We start from the raw sequence: 18272 nt of genomic DNA on the forward strand, positions 1-18272 counted from the left end.
GTCGGGCTTTAGGCCTTGACGTTGGCGCGAGCGTAGTCGATCGCTTGCTGAACCGTCGTGATCTTCTCGGCTTCTTCGTCAGGGATTTCCATGCCGAATTCGTCTTCGAGAGCCATCACGAGTTCGACGGTGTCGAGCGAGTCAGCGCCCAGATCGTTGACGAACGAAGCTTCGTTCTTGATTTCAGCTTCGGCGACGCCCAGTTGTTCGGCGACGATCTTCTTCACGCGCTGTTCGATATTGTCCATGCAGCCCTCCGAGGGAAATGTAGTTCAAAAACACAAGTGCGCGCATTTTATCAGGTTTGTACCCGTAAATACCCACGCACGAAATCAGCTTTGTTTGGCGCGTGACATGCCTTTGATGCCTGTCACGTCCTTTCCTGCGCCCTTTCCTGCTTAACACTTCTGACAGCAAATTTCGCATCCCGCGCACCGTGCTTTAAATCAGCACTTTGCGCACCCGCCACAAGGCGCGGATATTAACGAAATGCCTGTCACATGTACATGCCGCCGTTCACGTGGAGCGTCGTACCCGTGATGTACCCCGCGTACGGCGAAGCAAGGAAAGCCACAGCATGAGCGATATCTTCCGGACTGCCCAGTCGGCCGAGTGGTATCTGTGCTGTGAGCGCCGCACGCTGCGCTTCCGGCAGGACCTTGGTCATGTCGGTGTCGATAAAACCCGGCGCAATGCAATTCACCGTGATCCCGCGGCTGCCGATTTCACGGGCCAGCGCCCGCGTCATGCCTGCCACGCCGGCCTTCGCGGCCGCGTAGTTGGCCTGCCCCGGGTTGCCCGACGACGCCACCACCGACGTGATGTTGATGATCCGGCCGCCGCGCGCTTTCATCATCGGCCGCAGCACGGCGCGCGAGAGGCGGAAAACGGCACGCAGGTTGGTGTCGATGACGGCGTCGAATTCGTCGTCCTTCATGCGCATCGCGAGTTGATCTTTCGTGATCCCGGCATTGTTCACCAGCACGTTGAGGCCGCCGAATTCCTTGACCACGCCGTCGATAAACGCCTCGCTCGCGGCCGCGTCCGTGACGTTCAGCACAGCGCCACGGCTTTGTCCGCCAAACTCTTTCAATGCTTCGGTAATGCCCTCGGCGCCGCTTTCGCTGGTCGCCGTGCCAATCACGGTCGCGCCCTGGCGCGCGAGTTCGACCGCGATCGACCGGCCGATACCTCGCGACGCGCCCGTCACGACCACTATGTGCTTGTCCAGAATCATCTTTCGTCCGTTCCTTGGTTTTGCCTGACCGCTTTGCGTCACTACCTTGACCTATCTGGCCGACGAATTCAGCCGGCGAGCAGTTTGCGGGTTTCTTCGAGCGAAACCGGATCGAAGATCGACGCGCCGATCAGCGTACCGTCGATCCGCTTCGTCAACCCGTTCAGCACCTTGCCCGGACCGCATTCGATCACGTGCGTGATCCCTTCGTGCGCCATCTTCCGCACGGTTTCGACCCAGCGGACGGGACCCGCGGCCTGACGCACGAGCGCGTCCTTGATGGCAGCCGGTTCGGCAACGCTCGCGACATCGATATTATTGATCAGCGGAATCTGCGGCACGGTGATACTGACGCTAGCCAGATACTCGCGCAACTGGTCCGACGCCGGCTTGAGCAGCGACGAATGGAACGGGGCAGACACCGGCAACGGCAAAGCGCGTTTCGCACCCTTGGCCTTGGCGATTTCGCAGGCTTTTTCAACGCCCGCTTTCGCACCAGCAATCACCACTTGGGACGGCGCGTTGAAGTTCACCGCCTCCACAATCCCCGCTGCCGATGCTTCGGCGCAGACGGCGCGCACAGCGTCGTCGTCGAGACCAAGAATTGCGGCCATGCCGCCTTCGCCTACCGGCACCGCGCTCTGCATGGCTTGCGCGCGAAACCGCACAAGCGGCACAGCGGCAGAGAACGGCAGCGCACCGGCAACAACCAGCGCCGTATATTCGCCCAGGCTATGACCCGCGACGATCGCCGGCTTGAGCCCGGTTTCCTTTTCCCACACGCGATAAATCGCGTACGCGGCCGTCAGCATGACGGGTTGCGTGTTCGTGGTGAGACCCAGTTCTTCCGCCGGGCCTTCGGCAATCAGCTTGCCCAGATCCTGGCCGAGGGCATCGGATGCCTGTTGCACGGTTTCGCGCACCACGGCGTGGTCGGCAAATGCATTGAGCATGCCGACCGACTGGGAACCTTGTCCCGGAAAAACGAACGCGAATTTCATGAGGTCCTTGCTCGATTGGATTGTCGAATGACTGAGGTGGCTTGAAGACGGGGAGTCGTGTCGGCTTAATACCCGCTTAATAGCGGATAACCGACGCGCCCCACGTGAAGCCGCCGCCCACCCCTTCGATCAGCACATGCTGGCCGCGCTTGATACGACCGTCGCGCACGGCGACGTCGAATGCGAGAGGAATGGATGCCGCCGACGTATTGCCATGCTCCCCAACGGTCACGACCATGCGCTCCAGCGGCACATGCAGCTTGCGCGCGGTGCTTTCCATGATGCGGATATTGGCCTGATGCGGAATGAGCCAGTCGATATCGCTCGCGGTCAGTTGCGCCTTCTCGAGCGCCTCGACGGCCACTTTTTCCAGCACCTTCACCGCCAGCTTGAACACGGCCTGACCATCCATGTGCAGGAACGCGCTGCCTTCGATCACGCCCTTGTTCACATTGCCCGGCGTGCACAGGATGTTCGCGTGGCTGCCGTCGGCGTGAAGCGCGCTGGACAGTACGCCGGGTTCATCGGAGGCTTGCAGGATCACCGCGCCCGCGCCATCGCCGAACAACACGCAGGTGGTGCGGTCGTTGAAATCGAGAATGCGCGAGAAGGTTTCGGCGCCGACGATCAGCGCCGTGTGATTGGCGCCGCCGCGGATAAGGCTGTCGGCCATTGCAACGGCATAAGCGAAGCCCGAGCAGACAGCTTGGATATCAAACGCAGCGCCGCCATTCTTGATGCCAAGCTTGTTCTGCAACAGGCAAGCGGTGCTGGGGAAAACGAAGTCAGGCGTGGACGTGGCGACAATGATCAGATCGATCGATTGCGGATCAATACCCGCAGCCTCTATCGCATGATGCGACGCCTGCAAGGCGAGTTCGCTGGTCGTCTGATCGGGTGCGGCGAAATGACGCGCATGGATACCCGTGCGGGCGACGATCCACTCATCGCTCGTTTCCACACCCTGTTTTGCCAGACGCTCGGCCAGTTCCTGATTCGAGACACGGTCCGCCGGCAGGTAACTGCCCGTTCCGATCACACGGGAATAGAGATTCGATTGAGCCATTATGCCTTCGAGGATAGCGCGGCACCCGGTTCGCCCGGCTGCACGAGCGGGCGGGCAGCGACCGTATTGTCGCCTGAGGCGACGGGGTCGGCCGCGGGGTCGGTCTGATTCGGGACCACGGTGCCAGCAGTGTCAGCAGAAGCGCCGAGCGCCGCTTGTTGCACGGGAGCGGCGTTTTCTTCCATGGCGCGCACGAGGCGTTCAAGCACGCCATTTTTGACGGCATCATACCCGCGTTTGATAGCCCACTCAAACCCGTAGGCTTGTGCCGATCCATGACTTTTGATGACCAGCCCGCGCAGGCCGAGCAGAGCGGCGCCGTTGTACTGGGCCGGGTCGACCCGCCGTTTGAAGCGCTTGAGAACGGGCAATGCGACGAGCGCCATCAGCTTGGTCAAGAGCGATCGGCTGAATTCCTCGCGGATCATGTCGGTCAGCATCTGCGCCAGACCTTCCGAGGTCTTCAGCGCCACGTTGCCGACAAAACCGTCGCACACGACCACGTCGGTCGTGCCTTTATAGATGTCGTTGCCTTCCACGTTGCCGTAGAAATTGAGCGTGCTTGCGCGCAGCAATTCGCCGGCGCGTTTGATGATGTCGTTGCCCTTGATGACTTCTTCGCCGATGTTGAGCAGACCAATGGTCGGCCGCTCCTTGTCCCCGATAGCGGCGACAAGCGCGTGGCCCATTTCGGCGAATTGCAGCAAATGTTGCGGCTCGCAGTCCACGTTCGCGCCCAAGTCGAGCACCGTGGTGAAGCCTTTCTGGCTTGGCATCGCGAATGCGATAGCCGGGCGCTCAATGCCGGGCAGCGTCTTGAGCACGTAGCGGGACACGGCCATCAATGCACCGGTGTTGCCCGCCGAGATGCACGTCTGCGCCTGGCCGTCCTTGACGAGATTGAGCGCCACCCGCATGGACGAATCTTTCTTCCGGCGCAGCGCTACCTCTACCGAATCGTCCATCTCGACCACTTCTGTGGCCGGGACGACCGTCAGCCGGGTTTCGCCGGTGGCTTTGCACTTCTTCAGCTGCGCGCGGATGGCCGACTCGATGCCGACAAGCAGCAGCTGCGCATCAGGATGCGAGCGCACGAAACTGACCGCGGCGGGAACGGTCACGGACGGGCCGTGGTCGCCTCCCATGCAGTCGATAGTGATCTTTACGGTCATGGAGTGCGACGAATTTCAGGCACAAAAAAGCGGCAGTGAAATGCCGCCTTCTTGTTGTACCGGGAACATGTCAAGCGCAAACAACCGCGACTCAGACCACGAGTCAAGACGGTGACGCCAGACGCAACAAGCGTCGTACGCTTAGTCGTTCTTCGTCTTGATGACTTTCTTGCCACGATAGTAGCCGTTCGGGCTCACGTGGTGACGCAGATGGACTTCACCCGTGCCCGGCTCAACAGCCAGCGCCGGCGCGGTCAGGAAGTCGTGCGAACGATGCATGCCGCGCTTGGACGGCGATTTCTTGTTTTGCTGAACTGCCATGATGACTCCAGAAAAATTTTGCGAATTCTAACACAGCTCGACACGCCCGAGACCCTGACCTTAGGCCAGTGAGTCTTTCCGGACGCATCGCGCCGCCTGATGATTCGACATCCGGCCTGATGCCGGATGTCAATACTCTTTTATTGCGAGCGCTTAAAACACGCGCCTGATTGCCCGCGCTTCAATCCACACTTAGTGCTTATTGTCGTCGGAACCGCCCTGCTTGAGCTTACCGAGCGCGGCGAACGGATTGGGTCTGCCTGAGCCGCCATCCTGCTGCGTGCCTGCATCGCCATTCAGACCACCACTGTCCAGCTCGCCCTCGGCACCCGCGAGGCCCGTTACCAGGCTCTCGTGCACTTCAGGACACACTTCGTGCTTCGGCACGAGCGGCAAGGACAACAACAATTCCTCTTCGATCAAGTCGATGAGATCGAACTGGCGTGAGCCAACGATCACTTCCACTTCATCGTTGTCTAGCGGAAACTCGTCTGCTTCGTCTTCCGTCGCGACAATGCGATACGTTGCATCGACATTCAGATGTTGCGAATACGGCGAAAGACAACGCTGGCATTCGATCCAGACCGATCCGTGCACCGCGAGCCGCAAATAAGGCTGCGGCGCTTCGGTACCGTCGTCCTGCAACTCGGGCTGCATGGAGCCTTCGGCCTGCCATGAAAACACCGTGTCGCGGTCCGGAGCATCTGCCGGCACTTCGCTCAACATACGCGGCAATTGCGAGACCCGTACACCGCCTGCTGCCTGCCGACGGCTTTGGGCGAATTCGAACAGGTCGAGCGCGCGCAAGTCGGCGGGACATGCAGGTTTGCCAGGATTTTGTGTCATGTGCGCTCCTGCAGTGGTCGTTGCCGCGACGGCTGGATAGCAAGTCCGCGGAGGACGACCGGGGGTGAAACTGCAGTATGCACCGCACTGGACCCGTCCGGCTGGTGTGGTTTATCCCGATTTTCCGGTTTTAGCAGCCATCCACCGTCGCCATCACGGTATGCGTAAAAAGGCCTTCGCATACCGATGAAAAGCCCAAAATCATAGCGGCTTTGTCTTTTCGAGTCAAACACTTATGCTTCGGCGTGCGGCACCGCCATTTTAGTTCGGTCCCAGCCCGATTTCAGTCCCTAACCCCATTTGTTCATAGCCAATCCTTTTCATGCCCGACGTCTCAACCAAGCCGCGCCTCATCCTTGCATCGAGTTCGCGTTACCGGCGCGAACTGCTCGAACGCCTGCGCATTCCCTTCGATGTAATCACGCCCGATATCGACGAAACACCGCTCGACGACGAAACGCCGGAAGCCACGGCTGTCCGGCTATCGATCGCCAAGGCGCGTGCGGCCGCGGCCCGCGTGACCGATGTTTCCGGCGCACTCGTGATCGGCTCCGATCAGGTCGCGACCTGCGACGGCCGTCAGATCGGCAAGCCCGGCACGCACGAGAACGCGCGCGCCCAGCTTCAGTCGATGCGCGGCAAAAGTGTCGAATTCCACAGCGCGCTTTGTCTTTTCGACAGCCGCTCGAACCATATCCAATCCGCCGATATCGTCACCCGCGTGCAATTCCGCGCGCTGTCGGATGCGGAAATCGAAGCGTATTTGCTTGCCGAAACGCCTTATGACGTGGCGGGCAGCGCGAAATCGGAGGGGTTGGGCATCACGCTGGTCGATGCAATTCACGCCGACGATCCCACCGCGCTGGTCGGTTTGCCGCTGATCGCGTTGTCGCGGATGTTGCGCGCGGCCGGGTTTCCGTTAATGGGGGCAGCATGAGCGGCGTTTTGTACCTGATTCCGAACACACTCGGCGACGGCGACAGCGCCGCGCTAGCCGACGTTCTTCCCGAACCCGTGCGCGCTCGCGCCGCGGCGCTGCAGTACTACATTGGCGAGAACGCGAAAACCACGCGCGCCTTCCTGAAAAAGGTCGGAACCGAGCGGCCGATCCAGGAAATCGAGATCCGCGAACTCAACGTCAACACGCCGCCGGGTGAAGTCGACAAGCTGCTCAAGCCGATTCTGGCCGGTACTGACGCCGGCCTTGTCTCGGAAGCGGGCTGCCCGGCGGTCGCCGATCCAGGCGCCCTGCTCGTGCGCCGCGCCCACGAGCGCGGCGTCAAGGTGGTGCCGTTCGTCGGACCCAGTTCGATTTTGCTGGCGCTGATGGCGTCGGGAATGAACGGCCAGAGTTTTGCGTTCAACGGCTATCTTCCCGTCGATGCCGCCGAACGGGGCAAACGCCTGCGCGAACTGGAAGCGCTGTCTCGCAAGGCGAACCAGACGCAGATATTTATCGAGACGCCGTACAGGAATCGTGCGCTGCTGGACACGCTGCTCGCGACGTGCGCGCCGTCCACGCTGGTGTGCGTCGCGGTCGACCTGACGTTACCGGCCGAGACGATCGTCACGCGAACCGTGTCGGAATGGAAAAAGAAAGCGGCGCCGGAGTTGCATAAACGACCGGCGATTTTCTTGTTGTTGGGGGCGTGAGGCTCATCCCTTAGCCGAGATTGCGCACCACTCAATAAAAAGCCGCTCGCCCGAAAACTCAAGGCGAGCGGCTTTTATCTGAAGAACGCGGCAAAACTCACTTCAACTGCATTTTCCCGCCCATCATCAACGCGTGCATCGATGCGTTGCCGACCGCCGCGCCAAACTTGCGCGCCACCCGCTCGCCAATGCTCTCCTTCTGCGTGTAATCGACAATATCCGGCTGCTTGACGATCTCGCGTGCGACGTAATCGGCGTCGCCGAAACCATCGGCGAGACCCAGTTCCACGCTCTTCTGACCCGTCCAGAACATGCCCGAGAACACATCGGGCGAGTCTTTCAGGCGGCTGCCACGGCCTTGTTTGACGGCATCGATGAATTGCTGGTGAATCTGGTCAAGCATCTCCTGCGCGTGGGCATTCATGGCCGGCGTTTCGGGCGAAAATGGATCGAACGCGCCTTTATTTGCCCCCGACGTGTGCAGCCGGCGTTCCACGCCAAGCTTGTCCATCAGGCCCGTAAAGCCAAAACCGTCCATCAGCACACCAATCGATCCGACGATGCTCGCCTTGTCGACGTAGATCTTATTGGCGGCGGCCGCGGCGTAATAACCGCCCGACGCGCACATGTCTCCCACCACCACATACAGCGGCTTCGACGGATATTTCGCCCGCAAGCGCGTGATCTCGCGATTGATGATGCCCGCCTGCACCGGACTGCCGCCCGGGCTATTGCAGCGAAGGATCACCGCCGCAGTGCCGTCGTCTTCAAAAGCGCTGTCGAGCGCGGCATTCACGTTGTCCGCGCTGGCGTCGCTATTAGCGGAAATTTCTCCTTCCAGTTCGACCAGCGCCGTATGGCGTTCGGTTTTCGCGACTTTGTCGCTGGTGAAATCGAACGCGCTCCAGACCGCGATCGCCAGGATCGCGAGGAACACGAAGCGGAAAAATATCCGCCAGCGGCGCGCGGCGCGCTGTTCATTGATTGCCGCGAGCGCGATACGTTCGAGCGCGGCGCGCTCCCAGTTGCCGCCGGTGTCGCCGATGGATTTGGGACGCGCCTTATCCGCGGAATCGGTGGGAATTTGATCGGACATGCGTCGCCTGGTTGACTGATTAGAAATGAAAAGCGGGTTTGTTTCGAATCGCGAGAACACCCGCGAAAACGCTCAAGCCGGACGGAGATCGTCGTCGGGAAGCCAGAAGACAGCGCGGCCTTCGGGTGTGTCGCGTTCTTCCGCTGCCACCCGCCGCAAACGCGCGCCACGGCAAGGGCCGCCGACGCATTTCCCCGTGTCCGGCTCGTAAATCGCGCCGTGAGTCGCGCACATCAAGTATAAGCCGGAGGTCTCGAAGAACTTGCCTTCGGACCAGTCCATCTCCATGGGCACGTGGGCGCAGCGGTTGAGGTAGCCGAAGGGTTTGCCGTCGTATCGGATAAAAAACACCGTGGCTTCGCCGCCTTTGTCGACCGCTTTGTGTCGAACGCCGTCGCCGCCGTCGACCAAATCCTCCGACGCGCAGATTCGCACCGGCTGAAGTGGCCGTTCAAATGGCGTCTCGGGCGGCGTTCCTGTCATGCATTCTCCCGCAGCCAGTCCCCCAGCGACGTCACGTTGTCGGCCACGAACAGCGGCTCGAGCGCGTGCAGCGACTTCGCCGGATGCGCCCCGTACGTCACGCCGACCGCCGCCGCACCGGCGTTCTTCGCCATCTGCAGGTCGTGCGTGGTGTCCCCAATCATCACCGTGCGGCTAACGTCCTGCCCCAGTTCGCGCGTGAGTTCGTGCAGCATGGCCGGATGCGGCTTGGAGAAGGTTTCGTCGGCGCAGCGCGTGCCGTCGAAGAGACTCGTCAGGCGCGACTGATCAAGCGCGCGGTTCAGGCCCACACGGCTTTTACCCGTTGCAACCGCGAGCAGATAACCCTCGTCGCGCAGATTCTGCAGCATGCCGCGCACACCGTCGAAGAGCTCGGTCTGCTCGCCCTTGATCAAATAGTGAAAGCGATACCGCTCGGCAAGCTTCGGGTAATCGACGGGATCGAGCGTGGGCGCGGCAATCTGCAACGCGTCGCGCAATCCCAGCCCGATCACGTAACTTGCCGCTTCGTCGGCGGGAACAGGCAGGCCCAGGTCGCGGCACGCCGCCTGAATGCTGCGCGTAATGTGGGCCGTGGAATCCATCAAGGTGCCGTCCCAGTCGAAGACAATCAGATCGAATTGCTGACGGGCCATTTATTGGGTCTCTCTAGAATTTTGTTTGAGTTGTTCGATGAAGCGCCGGCATTCGGCAGGCAGCGGCGCTTCGACCTGAAGCGTCTCGCCGGTGGCCGGATGCACGAGTTTCAGCCGGAAAGCGTGCAGAAACATGCGTTTGAGCGACGGATCGGCGTTGGGACGTACCAGATTCTTGTTTAGCGCGAAGTCGCCGTATTTGGTGTCTCCGGCGATCGGCAGGCCGATATGCGCCATATGCACACGAATCTGATGCGTACGACCGGTCTTCAGTTCCGCCTCAACCCACGCGTACTCGCTGAAACGCTCGATCAGGTTAAATACCGTATGCGACGCGAGGCCGTCGTCCTGAACCCGCACGCGGCGCTCGCCCTCGGGCGTCAGGTACTTGTGCAGCGGCTCCTTCACGATCCGCCGGCGCCCCCAACCCGCCAGCCAGTCGCCGTGACCGACGGCCTGATAGCGTTTATCGATACGGTTTTCGCGCATTTGCTCATGCACGTTGATCAGCGCCGAGCGTTTTTTCGCGAGCATCAGCACGCCGGAGGTCTCGCGATCCAGCCGATGCACCAATTCGAGGAATTTCGCCTGCGGGCGCGCGTTGCGCAATTGTTCGATAACACCGAACGCGACGCCACTGCCGCCATGAACGGCGACCCCGGCGGGTTTATCGATAACGATTAAGTGATCGTCTTCAAATAGTATGGGGAATTCAGCTGCGGGCGCATTCGACGAAACCGGTGTTTCGTCCAGTTGCGCGGTGCGAATAGGCGGAACGCGGACGAGATCGCCCATTTCAAGCCTGTAAGCGGCGTCGATGCGGCCCTTGTTTACGCGCACTTCTCCACTGCGCAAAATCCGGTAAATGTGACTTTTTGGCACGCCTTTACAGACGCGAAGTAAAAAATTGTCGATGCGCTGACCCGCCGCATTTTCGTCGATCTCGATCATTGAGACCTGTTCGCTTGCGACCTTTTTATGGGATGTTTTGCCTAACTCATTCATTCTGAATATAATTTGCGGACAGTCTGGAAAAAGCCACTAAGCTGGCCGGATGTTGTCAGACTGTACAGGTGCAAGCAGTAAACCGTTATTTTACTTGCGCCCAGGGCCAGTTGCTCACCCGGAAAACGGAGTAACAAGTTGCACGCACGACGATATCGCACGGCAGGGACGGTGCCCACAGGCGCGTTCGGTCGAGTCGATCGTCGACACGGTAACGGATTTTTGGCGATCAAGAATTTTATCGGCGAGAGACGATGAGGTCCGGACTTAAACCCGGCTTCTTCCGGATGTGACCCGGGTATCAGGCAGGTATCTAAAAGATATCGAGCGGTTATCAGGTTAGGGTGAACGGAACATCGTCGCTTGGCGGTTGCGAAGAAAACGGCTTCTGCTGCAAGCTGCGCTGAAACGGGCGAAGCGTGGCAGAGGTCGCAACAAGACGAGACACCCAACGCGGTTATCGGGCGCTTTGAGCACCCGGCAAACCGCAACGGCAACCTGCTGCAGGTTTGGAAAACGTCGGTCGGTTTGCTTGTCGCTCTGGTTTTGCGCGAAAACCCTCCACCCGTTTGACACTGTGTCAGGCCGCATCCGGCTGCTGCTGGCTGCGCTGCCGGCTCTTCACGTAGTTTGAAGGACGTCGAGCCGCAGTGCTGTGCCGCTTAAGCCGCCAGCCGTTGCTTTACGGCGTGTCGAAGTCTGTTCGCATGTGCCCCAAGGCTGGCTGCCCGCCGCGACGCGTTTCGTCGCTGGCCGGTGGCTTGACCCGTCCCAGGCAATTCTCTCCGCCAGAACTCCCGCTCCAGCGTGCTTTGTGACAACACACACAAAAAAGCGCGGCGCGCCCGCCCTCCTGCTTCACGCGACTGACAACCGCGCGAATTCGCTCGATGGGGGCCGGTAGAGCCGCTCTGGAGCCGTCCAATGAAACGCATGCTGTTTAACGCGACGCAGCAAGAAGAATTGCGCGTCGCCATCGTCGATGGGCAAAAACTCATCGATATCGACATCGAAACCGCCGGGCGCGAACAGCGCAAAGGCAATATCTACAAGGGAGTTATTACCCGCATCGAGCCCTCGCTCGAAGCCTGTTTCGTGAACTATGGCGAAGACCGCCACGGTTTTCTGCCGTTCAAGGAAGTCGCTCGCCAGTATTTCAAGGACGGCGTCGACATGCGCTCCGCGCGCATTCAGGATGCGTTGCGCGAAGGCCAGGAACTGATCATTCAGGTCGAAAAGGAAGAACGCGGCAACAAGGGCGCGGCCCTGACCACGTTTATCTCGCTCGCCGGACGTTACCTCGTCCTGATGCCGAACAACCCGCGTGGCGGGGGTGTATCGCGTCGGATTGAAGGTGACGAGCGCCAGGAACTGCGCGAAACAATGGGTCAGCTCGATTTGCCGGAAGGCATGAGCATCATCGCGCGTACGGCCGGGATCGGCCGCTCGGCTGAAGAACTGCAGTGGGACCTGAACTACCTGATGCAACTGTGGCGCGCGGTGGAAGCGGCGTCGCAAAGCGGTGTCGCTGGAAAACCGATGCTGATTTATCTCGAATCCAGCCTCGTGATCCGGGCGATTCGCGATTACTTCCAGCCGGATATCGGCGAAATTCTGATCGATACCACCGAGATCCATGACCAGGCCAGCGCCTTCATGGACATCGTGATGCCGGATAACCTGAGCAAGGTTAAGCGCTATCACGACGACGTTCCCCTCTTCTCCCGTTTCCAGATCGAACATCAGATCGAAACCGCGTATTCGCGCACGGTGCCGTTGCCCTCGGGCGGCGCGATCGTGATCGATCACACGGAAGCACTGGTGGCCATCGACGTGAACTCGGCCCGCTCGACCAAGGGCGCGGACATTGAGGAAACGGCGACCCGCACGAACCTCGAAGCCGCCGACGAAGTCGCGCGCCAGCTGCGCCTGCGCGATCTGGGCGGCTTGATCGTGATCGATTTTATCGACATGGAGTCGGCCAAGAGCCAGCGCGAAGTCGAGCAACGTCTCAAAGACGCGCTCAAGCACGATCGTGCGCGCGTACAAATGGGCAAGATTTCGCGCTTCGGTTTGATGGAACTGTCGCGTCAGCGGCTGCGTCCGGCGCTCTCCGAAGGCAGCCATGTGACGTGCCCGCGTTGTAACGGCACGGGTCACATTCGCGATACCGAATCGTCCGCGCTGCAAGTGCTGCGGATCATTCAGGAAGAAGCGATGAAGGAAAACACCGCGGCAATTCATTGCCAGGTGCCGGTTGAAGTGACCGCCTTCCTGCTGAACGAAAAGCGTTCGGAAATCAACAAGATCGAGTCGCGCTTCAAGGTCAACGTCGTGTTGATCCCGAACAAGCATCTCGAAACGCCGCATTACAAGCTGGAACGCCTGCGTCACGACGATACCCGTCTCGACGAACCGCGTGCCTCCTGGAAGATGGCCGAAGAAGCGGCGCACGAACTGGAATCCGAAACGGGTTACAGCAAGCGCACCGAAGAAATCAAGCCGAAGCAGGAAGCAATGGTCAAGGGCATCACGCCGGCATCGCCTGCGCCTAGCGCACCGGTGAAGGTCGTTGCGGCTCCGGTCGCGGCACCTGCTGCGGTGGTGACTGCTTCAACAGGCGGGTTTATCGGCTGGCTGAAGAACCTGTTCGGCGTCCAGCCCGAAGTAAAACCGGCTCCTGCGCCAGTCGCAGCGCCCGCGCCGGCACGTCCGGCTCGTGGCGAACGGCCAGAGCGTTCGGGCCAAGGTGGTGACCGGAACCGCAATCGTCGTGGTGGTGCTGGTTCGCGCGATAGCGCTGCAGCCACTACTGGCGCTACGCCGAGCGCGCCGGGCACGGCTGGCGGGCGTCAAAACCCGCGCCGCGAGGAACGGGAACCGAAGGAACCGCGTGAAGCACGTGAAACCCGCGAACCGCGTGGTGGACGTGAAGGCCGTGAGCCGCGTGAAGCGCGGGAAGGCCGCGAACCGCGTGAGGCGCGTGAAGGACGTGAACCGCGCGAAGTACGCGAGCCCCGGGAACCGCGTGAACCACGCGAGAACCGTGGTGAACGCGCACCGGAAAGTGCTGAAGCCGCCGATCGCGGTCAACGCCGTGAACGTGGGGAACGTCCAGAACGGGGCGAACGCCGCAAGCCACAGCCGGAAGCGGCCGTCGAAGCATTGACGCAAGGCGAAACGGTGGTGTCGGAATTGACGGACAACACCCTTTCGGGCCAGGAATCGCAGCAGAACGGTAACGCTGACGCATTGCAGGCCGATCAGGCCAGTGCAGCGCGTGAAGGCGAAGAGCGTCGTCGTCGTCGTCGTGGTCGTCGTGGTGGACGCCGTGATCGTGAAGAAGAAGGCGTAACGGCCAATCAGGCCGGTGACGCTGCTGAAAACGAAGGCAATGCTGACAGCGAACGCGCTCAAGCCGGTGTGTTCGACACGGATTCGTCGAATGATGTCGATGACAGCCGCGATTTCGCACCCGTTGTGGCTAAGCTCGTTGAGACGGCATCGGCTGTGTTGGCGCCGGTAGAAACACCCGCACATGCAGTCACGGTCGAGCCGGTTTCGGCCGCCGCGATCAGCGTGACGGAGTTGCCGGAACCGGTTCGCATCGCACAAGTTGCGCCGGTTGAAGCAGTGCCCGTGGAAGCAAAGCGCGCCGAAGCCGAAGGTTTTGTCGTGTCGCATGGCGCGCAGGAAGCGCAAGGAGCGCATGCCGCCCAGGAAACCAGCGCAACGGTTGCCGAAGCCCCTGCGACGGATATCTTCGAAAAGCCGGTGTCACGGCCAATCGAAAACCCGTTCGGACCGACGCCGAAGGTAGCGGAAGAAAAGGTCGAAAGTCCTTTCGCCGATACCCCGAAGGCAGCGGAACCCGAGCCCGTCATTGCTCACGCAGTGCCGGAAGCTCAAGTCGCTGAACCGGTTGAAACGGCGCCTGTTGCCGCGACGCCAGTATCGGAGACGGTTGCACCGGTCGCATCGCCCGCGCCGGTTGTGGCAGAAGCGTTCGCGCCGGTCGAATCCGAGCCGGTAAAGACGTTTGAACCGGTGGAAACTGTGGCTCCCGTAGCGGCCGCTCCGGTTGCGCCAGTCGCGGCTGTCACCCTGAAAGAAGAAGTGCTCAAGCCGATGCTGGATACGGCGGGCCTCGTCTGGGTGAATACCGACGCCGACAAGCTCCGCGCAGCGCGCGAAGCCACAGCCCAGGCGGAAGCGCCAAAGCGTGTCGTGCGCGAACGCAAGCGCCTGCCGCCGCTGGACGCTGCGCCGATGCAGCAAGTGGAAACCGGTAAAGACGCACAGTAAACGCGTCTGACGTTTCGAAAAGCGCCACCTGACTTCGGTCGGTGGCGCTTTTTTTATTGGACGGGGGGCAAATGCCCGTGAAAAGGCAAGGGCGAGCCGCCTTCAGACCGCCCTTCCGCTAAAATGAATTATTCGAAGTTCGAAGTGGGCCGCCCCGCTGCCACTGCACGAGAAATAAAACGATCATGTCCCGACGCATCATTCCCGTCACCGATGTCAGCGCGATCCCGGATTTTTCCGCGGGTTCGTCCGCTATGCCCGTGACGCCGCGCGGACTGCTCACCGACCGGCTGTCGCGTGAGTTGCGCGATCTGCGCATATCGGTGACTGATCGTTGCAATTTTCGCTGCGTGTACTGCATGCCGCGCGAAGTCTTCGATAAAAACCATGAATTTCTTCCACATAGCGCCCTGCTGTCGTTCGAGGAAATCGAGCGGCTGGCTCGATTGTTCGTCGCGCACGGCGTTGAAAAAATCCGGCTGACCGGCGGCGAACCGCTCCTGCGCAAGAACATCGAATTCCTGATCGAGCGGCTGGCGTTGCTGCGCACGCCGGAAGGCCGTCCGCTCGACATCACGCTCACCACCAACGGGTCGATCCTCGCCCGCAAGGCGCGCTCGCTGAAAGACGCCGGGTTGTCGCGGGTAACGGTGAGCCTGGACGCGCTCGACGATGCGTTGTTTCGCCGCATGAACGACGCCGATTTCGCCGTCGCCGACGTGCTCGAAGGCATTGAGGCCGCGCACGCCGTCGGCCTGGCGCCGCTGAAGGTCAACATGGTGGTCAAGCGCGGCACGAACGACGCCGAAATCGTGCCGATGGCGCGCCATTTCAAAGGCAGCGGCACGGTGCTGCGCTTTATCGAATATATGGACGTGGGGGCATCGAACGGCTGGAACATGAGCGAAGTGTTGCCCTCGGCGGACGTGGTCGCGCGCATTGCCGAGCATTTTCCGCTGCGGCCGCTCGAAGCCCACAACCACGCCGAGACCGCGCAACGCTGGGGTTATCAGGACGGCAGCGGTGAGATCGGTGTCATTTCGAGCGTGACGCGCGCGTTCTGCGGGTCCTGCACGCGCGCCCGCCTCTCTACGGAAGGCAAGCTCTACCTGTGTCTGTTCGCGACGTCCGGCCACGACTTGCGCGCGCTGATCCGCAGCGGCGCCAGCGAGGCTACGATCGCGACAGCCATCGCCCGGATCTGGGAAGGACGCGCTGACCGTTACTCGGAACTTCGCGGCAGCAACGCGTTGCCCGCTGCCGACCCGGACGCTCCGCGCGTCGAAATGTCCTACATCGGCGGCTGAGATGGCCGATGTCAACGTGGCGCACCCGACTGGCGGTCCTGTGCACAAGCGCGAGATCACCGGCGTGGTGCTGGCGGGCGGACGCGGATCGCGCATGGGCGGTGTCGATAAAGGCCTGCAGCCGCTCGACCTTGAACCGCTTGCGCTCCATGCGCTGCGGCGGCTGAGGCCGCAATGCGGCGCGATGCTGATCAGCGCAAATCGCAGCCTCGAGATCTACGCTCAGCTTGGCATGCCGTTCGATGCAAAGGTGATTGTCGATGCGTTTCCCGATTTTCCAGGCCCGCTTGCCGGGATATCGGCGGCGTTGCATGCAGCGCAAACCGAATTCGTGCTGTTCGTGCCGTGCGACGCGCCTTTCGTCGATCCTCATTTGGCCGAACGGCTATTCGATGGCTTGAGCGCAGGACAAGCGGATATCGCGATGGCAGCAGTCGTCGATGCCGCGGGCGAACGCCAGGTGCACCCGGTTTTCGCGTTGCTGCGGGCGTCGCTGGCGGATGATCTCGACGCATTCATCCGTGCCGGCGAGCGCAAGGTCCGCGCGTGGTACGCGCGCCACAAGGCGGTAGAAGTGACCTTCGCCAACGAGCGTGCGTTTTACAATGTCAACGATTTGCAGCAGCTAGCCGATCTCAACCGCAACTAAGCACCGGTTCGTTTCGTTCCATGCTCAGGTTTGCGGCCAGGCCCCGGCTTGGTCAGCGTCGCTTTGCAGTGACTAAGGCAGCGGCCGCGCCAGCATCCTCGACATGCCAGCCCTTTTCACCGGTCCGCCCGCGGGCTTTGCATCGCGACTTCCGCTCCACTCATCGATGAACACACCCAGGCACTTTTCGAGCTGCGTCGCCGAGTACGATCCGAACGCGCTGCCCGTCAGCGCGGCGCAGGAGATCGTGCGCCAGTGGGCGTTGCCGCGCGGTCGCACCGAGGCGGAACGCGTGCGTCTCTTCGAGGCGCTTGATCGAGTGCTGGCAGAAGATGTCATTTCGCCGATCAACGTCCCCTCCCACGACAACTCGGCCATGGACGGTTATGCGTTCAATGGCGCGGCGTTGCTGAATGGATCCGACGATGAACTGCTTCGCCTGCCAGTCGCGGGTACCGCGCTCGCGGGACAGCCGTTCGAAGGCCGTCCGCTCGCGGCGCAATGCGTGCGCATCATGACCGGTGCGCTCATTCCGCCGGGGTGCGACACCGTGGTGCCGCAAGAACTCGTGCAGCGCGCGGGCGATACCGTCACCTTCGCCTCGGCGCGTATCGTGCGCGGCGCGAATCGGCGGCTCGCGGGGGAAGACCTCGCGCAGGGCCAGCCGGCATTGCGCAAGGGCCGGATTGTGCGCGCGTCGGATTTAGGTTTGCTTGCGTCGCTGGGTATTGGCGACGTGGCGGTGCAACGGCGCTTGCGTGTCGCGTTTTTTTCAACCGGCGACGAATTGCGGTCGGTCGGCGAGGCGCTGGCGCCGGGTTGCGTCTACGACAGCAACCGCTATACCCTCTTCGCGATGCTGCGCCGGATGAACGTGGAACCGGTGGATCTGGGGATCGTGCGTGACGATCGCGCATCGCTTGAACGGGCGTTGCGACAGGCTACGCAGGACGCCGACGTGGTGATCAGTTCGGGTGGCGTGTCTGTAGGCGATGCCGACTTCACGCGCGACCTGATGAACGCGCTCGGCGACGTGGCGTTCTGGAAGATCGCGATGCGTCCCGGCCGGCCGCTCGCGTTCGGCCGCCTGTGGTCGGGCAAGCGTCCGGGTGAAGGCGAATCTGCCTTGTTCTTTGGCTTGCCGGGCAATCCGGTTGCGGTGATGGCAACGTTTTATTTCATCGTGCGCGAGGCGCTGCTCGCCATGTCGGGCGCAACGCCGCATGCGCTGCCGTTGATATCGGCGACGAGTTCGCAACCGATCAACAAACGCGCCGGGCGTACGGAGTTTCAACGCGGCATTGCACGCCGGGACACCGCCGGGCACTGGCATGTGGTGACGACCGGGCCGCAAGGTTCGGGCGTGCTGAGTTCAATGAGCGAAGCCAATTGCTTCATTGTCCTGAAGCACGACGCAGGAAATATCGATGCAGGAGACAGCGTGGATATCCTGCCATTCGATGGCCTGATCTAAT

17 protein-coding genes are annotated in these 18272 nt (G+C 61.3%); 6 read left to right on the plus strand and 11 right to left on the minus strand.

Annotated elements, in window-relative coordinates:
• Positions 1-8: 8 nt before the first annotated feature.
• The 7 genes from acpP to HB376_RS27085 all read right to left on the minus strand — a co-directional run bounded on the left by acpP (position 9) and on the right by HB376_RS27085 (position 5643).
• Positions 9-248 (minus strand): acyl carrier protein, encoded by a 240-nt coding sequence (gene acpP, locus HB376_RS27055; RefSeq protein WP_004197638.1) that lies wholly within the window; start codon positions 246-248, stop codon positions 9-11.
• A gap of 248 nt (positions 249-496) precedes the next feature.
• Complete coding sequence (gene fabG / locus HB376_RS27060; protein WP_213766797.1) at positions 497-1237, minus strand: 3-oxoacyl-ACP reductase FabG; 741 nt, start codon at positions 1235-1237, stop codon at positions 497-499.
• Positions 1238-1305: 68 nt separating this feature from the next.
• Complete coding sequence (fabD, locus tag HB376_RS27065; protein ID WP_213766798.1) at positions 1306-2238, minus strand: ACP S-malonyltransferase; 933 nt, start codon at positions 2236-2238, stop codon at positions 1306-1308.
• Positions 2239-2314: 76 nt separating this feature from the next.
• Positions 2315-3304 carry a beta-ketoacyl-ACP synthase III gene (locus HB376_RS27070; RefSeq protein ID WP_213766799.1) on the minus strand — a complete coding sequence of 330 codons (990 nt, stop codon included), beginning with the start codon at positions 3302-3304 and terminating at the stop codon, positions 2315-2317.
• Positions 3304-4476, minus strand: a complete 1173-nt coding sequence (gene plsX / locus HB376_RS27075) for a phosphate acyltransferase PlsX (protein WP_213766800.1) — start codon at positions 4474-4476, stop codon at positions 3304-3306. The genes HB376_RS27070 and plsX overlap by 1 nt, the downstream gene beginning before the upstream one ends.
• Before the next feature lie 141 nt (positions 4477-4617).
• Positions 4618-4797, minus strand: coding sequence for a 50S ribosomal protein L32 (gene rpmF / locus HB376_RS27080; RefSeq protein WP_056354381.1), 180 nt, complete (start codon positions 4795-4797; stop codon positions 4618-4620).
• Positions 4798-4989: 192 nt separating this feature from the next.
• Positions 4990-5643 (minus strand): DUF177 domain-containing protein, encoded by a 654-nt coding sequence (locus HB376_RS27085; protein ID WP_213766801.1) that lies wholly within the window; start codon positions 5641-5643, stop codon positions 4990-4992.
• Between the two features lie 322 nt (positions 5644-5965).
• Here HB376_RS27085 and HB376_RS27090 point away from each other — a divergent pair, with 322 nt between their 5' ends.
• Positions 5966-6580, plus strand: coding sequence for a Maf-like protein (locus HB376_RS27090; protein WP_213766802.1), 615 nt, complete (start codon positions 5966-5968; stop codon positions 6578-6580).
• Positions 6577-7296, plus strand: a complete 720-nt coding sequence (locus HB376_RS27095) for an SAM-dependent methyltransferase (RefSeq protein ID WP_213766803.1) — start codon at positions 6577-6579, stop codon at positions 7294-7296. Before HB376_RS27090 ends, HB376_RS27095 begins: the two co-directional genes overlap by 4 nt.
• Before the next feature lie 97 nt (positions 7297-7393).
• On the opposite strand, the gene HB376_RS27100 is transcribed toward HB376_RS27095, so the two are convergent.
• The 4 genes from HB376_RS27100 to HB376_RS27115 form a co-directional block, all read right to left on the minus strand.
• Positions 7394-8392, minus strand: coding sequence for a S49 family peptidase (locus HB376_RS27100; RefSeq protein ID WP_213766804.1), 999 nt, complete (start codon positions 8390-8392; stop codon positions 7394-7396).
• A gap of 72 nt (positions 8393-8464) precedes the next feature.
• Positions 8465-8875, minus strand: a complete 411-nt coding sequence (locus tag HB376_RS27105; protein ID WP_213766805.1) for a Rieske 2Fe-2S domain-containing protein — start codon at positions 8873-8875, stop codon at positions 8465-8467.
• Complete coding sequence (locus HB376_RS27110) at positions 8872-9531, minus strand: HAD-IIIA family hydrolase (protein ID WP_213766806.1); 660 nt, start codon at positions 9529-9531, stop codon at positions 8872-8874. The genes HB376_RS27105 and HB376_RS27110 overlap by 4 nt, the downstream gene beginning before the upstream one ends.
• Positions 9532-10536, minus strand: coding sequence for an RluA family pseudouridine synthase (locus tag HB376_RS27115; protein WP_213766807.1), 1005 nt, complete (start codon positions 10534-10536; stop codon positions 9532-9534). It lies immediately after the preceding gene.
• Positions 10537-11460: 924 nt separating this feature from the next.
• On the opposite strand from HB376_RS27115, the gene HB376_RS27120 reads away from it, so the two are divergent.
• The 4 genes from HB376_RS27120 to glp all read left to right on the plus strand — a co-directional run bounded on the left by HB376_RS27120 (position 11461) and on the right by glp (position 18271).
• Positions 11461-14841, plus strand: coding sequence for an Rne/Rng family ribonuclease (locus tag HB376_RS27120; protein WP_213766808.1), 3381 nt, complete (start codon positions 11461-11463; stop codon positions 14839-14841).
• A 185-nt stretch (positions 14842-15026) separates the two neighbouring features.
• Positions 15027-16148, plus strand: a complete 1122-nt coding sequence (moaA, locus tag HB376_RS27125) for a GTP 3',8-cyclase MoaA (RefSeq protein ID WP_213766809.1) — start codon at positions 15027-15029, stop codon at positions 16146-16148.
• Position 16149: 1 nt separating this feature from the next.
• A complete protein-coding gene (gene mobA, locus HB376_RS27130) occupies positions 16150-16797 on the plus strand; it encodes a molybdenum cofactor guanylyltransferase MobA (protein WP_213766810.1) in 648 nt (215 codons plus the stop codon).
• A gap of 166 nt (positions 16798-16963) precedes the next feature.
• On the plus strand, positions 16964-18271 hold the full coding sequence (gene glp, locus HB376_RS27135) for a gephyrin-like molybdotransferase Glp (protein WP_213766811.1): 1308 nt from the start codon (positions 16964-16966) through the stop codon (positions 18269-18271).
• Position 18272: the final 1 nt, after the last annotated feature.

Origin of the sequence: Caballeronia sp. dw_19 (genome assembly GCF_018449515.1) — a bacterium.
In the GTDB taxonomy this organism is placed as follows: domain Bacteria; phylum Pseudomonadota; class Gammaproteobacteria; order Burkholderiales; family Burkholderiaceae; genus Caballeronia.

What these genes read in the sequence shown, in the direction of transcription:
- HB376_RS27095 (WP_213766803.1), top strand. Translation starts at nt 6,577, where the DNA reads ATGAGCGGCGTTTTGTACCTGATTCCGAACACACTCGGCGACGGCGAC.
- HB376_RS27110 (WP_213766806.1), bottom strand. Translation starts at nt 9,531, where the DNA reads ATGGCCCGTCAGCAATTCGATCTGATTGTCTTCGACTGGGACGGCACC.
- fabG (WP_213766797.1), bottom strand. Translation starts at nt 1,237, where the DNA reads ATGATTCTGGACAAGCACATAGTGGTCGTGACGGGCGCGTCGCGAGGT.
- mobA (WP_213766810.1), top strand. Translation starts at nt 16,150, where the DNA reads ATGGCCGATGTCAACGTGGCGCACCCGACTGGCGGTCCTGTGCACAAG.
- HB376_RS27120 (WP_213766808.1), top strand. Translation starts at nt 11,461, where the DNA reads ATGAAACGCATGCTGTTTAACGCGACGCAGCAAGAAGAATTGCGCGTC.
- HB376_RS27090 (WP_213766802.1), top strand. Translation starts at nt 5,966, where the DNA reads ATGCCCGACGTCTCAACCAAGCCGCGCCTCATCCTTGCATCGAGTTCG.
- HB376_RS27070 (WP_213766799.1), bottom strand. Translation starts at nt 3,304, where the DNA reads ATGGCTCAATCGAATCTCTATTCCCGTGTGATCGGAACGGGCAGTTAC.
- HB376_RS27115 (WP_213766807.1), bottom strand. Translation starts at nt 10,536, where the DNA reads ATGAATGAGTTAGGCAAAACATCCCATAAAAAGGTCGCAAGCGAACAG.
- HB376_RS27085 (WP_213766801.1), bottom strand. Translation starts at nt 5,643, where the DNA reads ATGACACAAAATCCTGGCAAACCTGCATGTCCCGCCGACTTGCGCGCG.
- plsX (WP_213766800.1), bottom strand. Translation starts at nt 4,476, where the DNA reads ATGACCGTAAAGATCACTATCGACTGCATGGGAGGCGACCACGGCCCG.
- glp (WP_213766811.1), top strand. Translation starts at nt 16,964, where the DNA reads ATGAACACACCCAGGCACTTTTCGAGCTGCGTCGCCGAGTACGATCCG.
- fabD (WP_213766798.1), bottom strand. Translation starts at nt 2,238, where the DNA reads ATGAAATTCGCGTTCGTTTTTCCGGGACAAGGTTCCCAGTCGGTCGGC.
- acpP (WP_004197638.1), bottom strand. Translation starts at nt 248, where the DNA reads ATGGACAATATCGAACAGCGCGTGAAGAAGATCGTCGCCGAACAACTG.
- HB376_RS27100 (WP_213766804.1), bottom strand. Translation starts at nt 8,392, where the DNA reads ATGTCCGATCAAATTCCCACCGATTCCGCGGATAAGGCGCGTCCCAAA.
- moaA (WP_213766809.1), top strand. Translation starts at nt 15,027, where the DNA reads ATGTCCCGACGCATCATTCCCGTCACCGATGTCAGCGCGATCCCGGAT.
- HB376_RS27105 (WP_213766805.1), bottom strand. Translation starts at nt 8,875, where the DNA reads ATGACAGGAACGCCGCCCGAGACGCCATTTGAACGGCCACTTCAGCCG.
- rpmF (WP_056354381.1), bottom strand. Translation starts at nt 4,797, where the DNA reads ATGGCAGTTCAGCAAAACAAGAAATCGCCGTCCAAGCGCGGCATGCAT.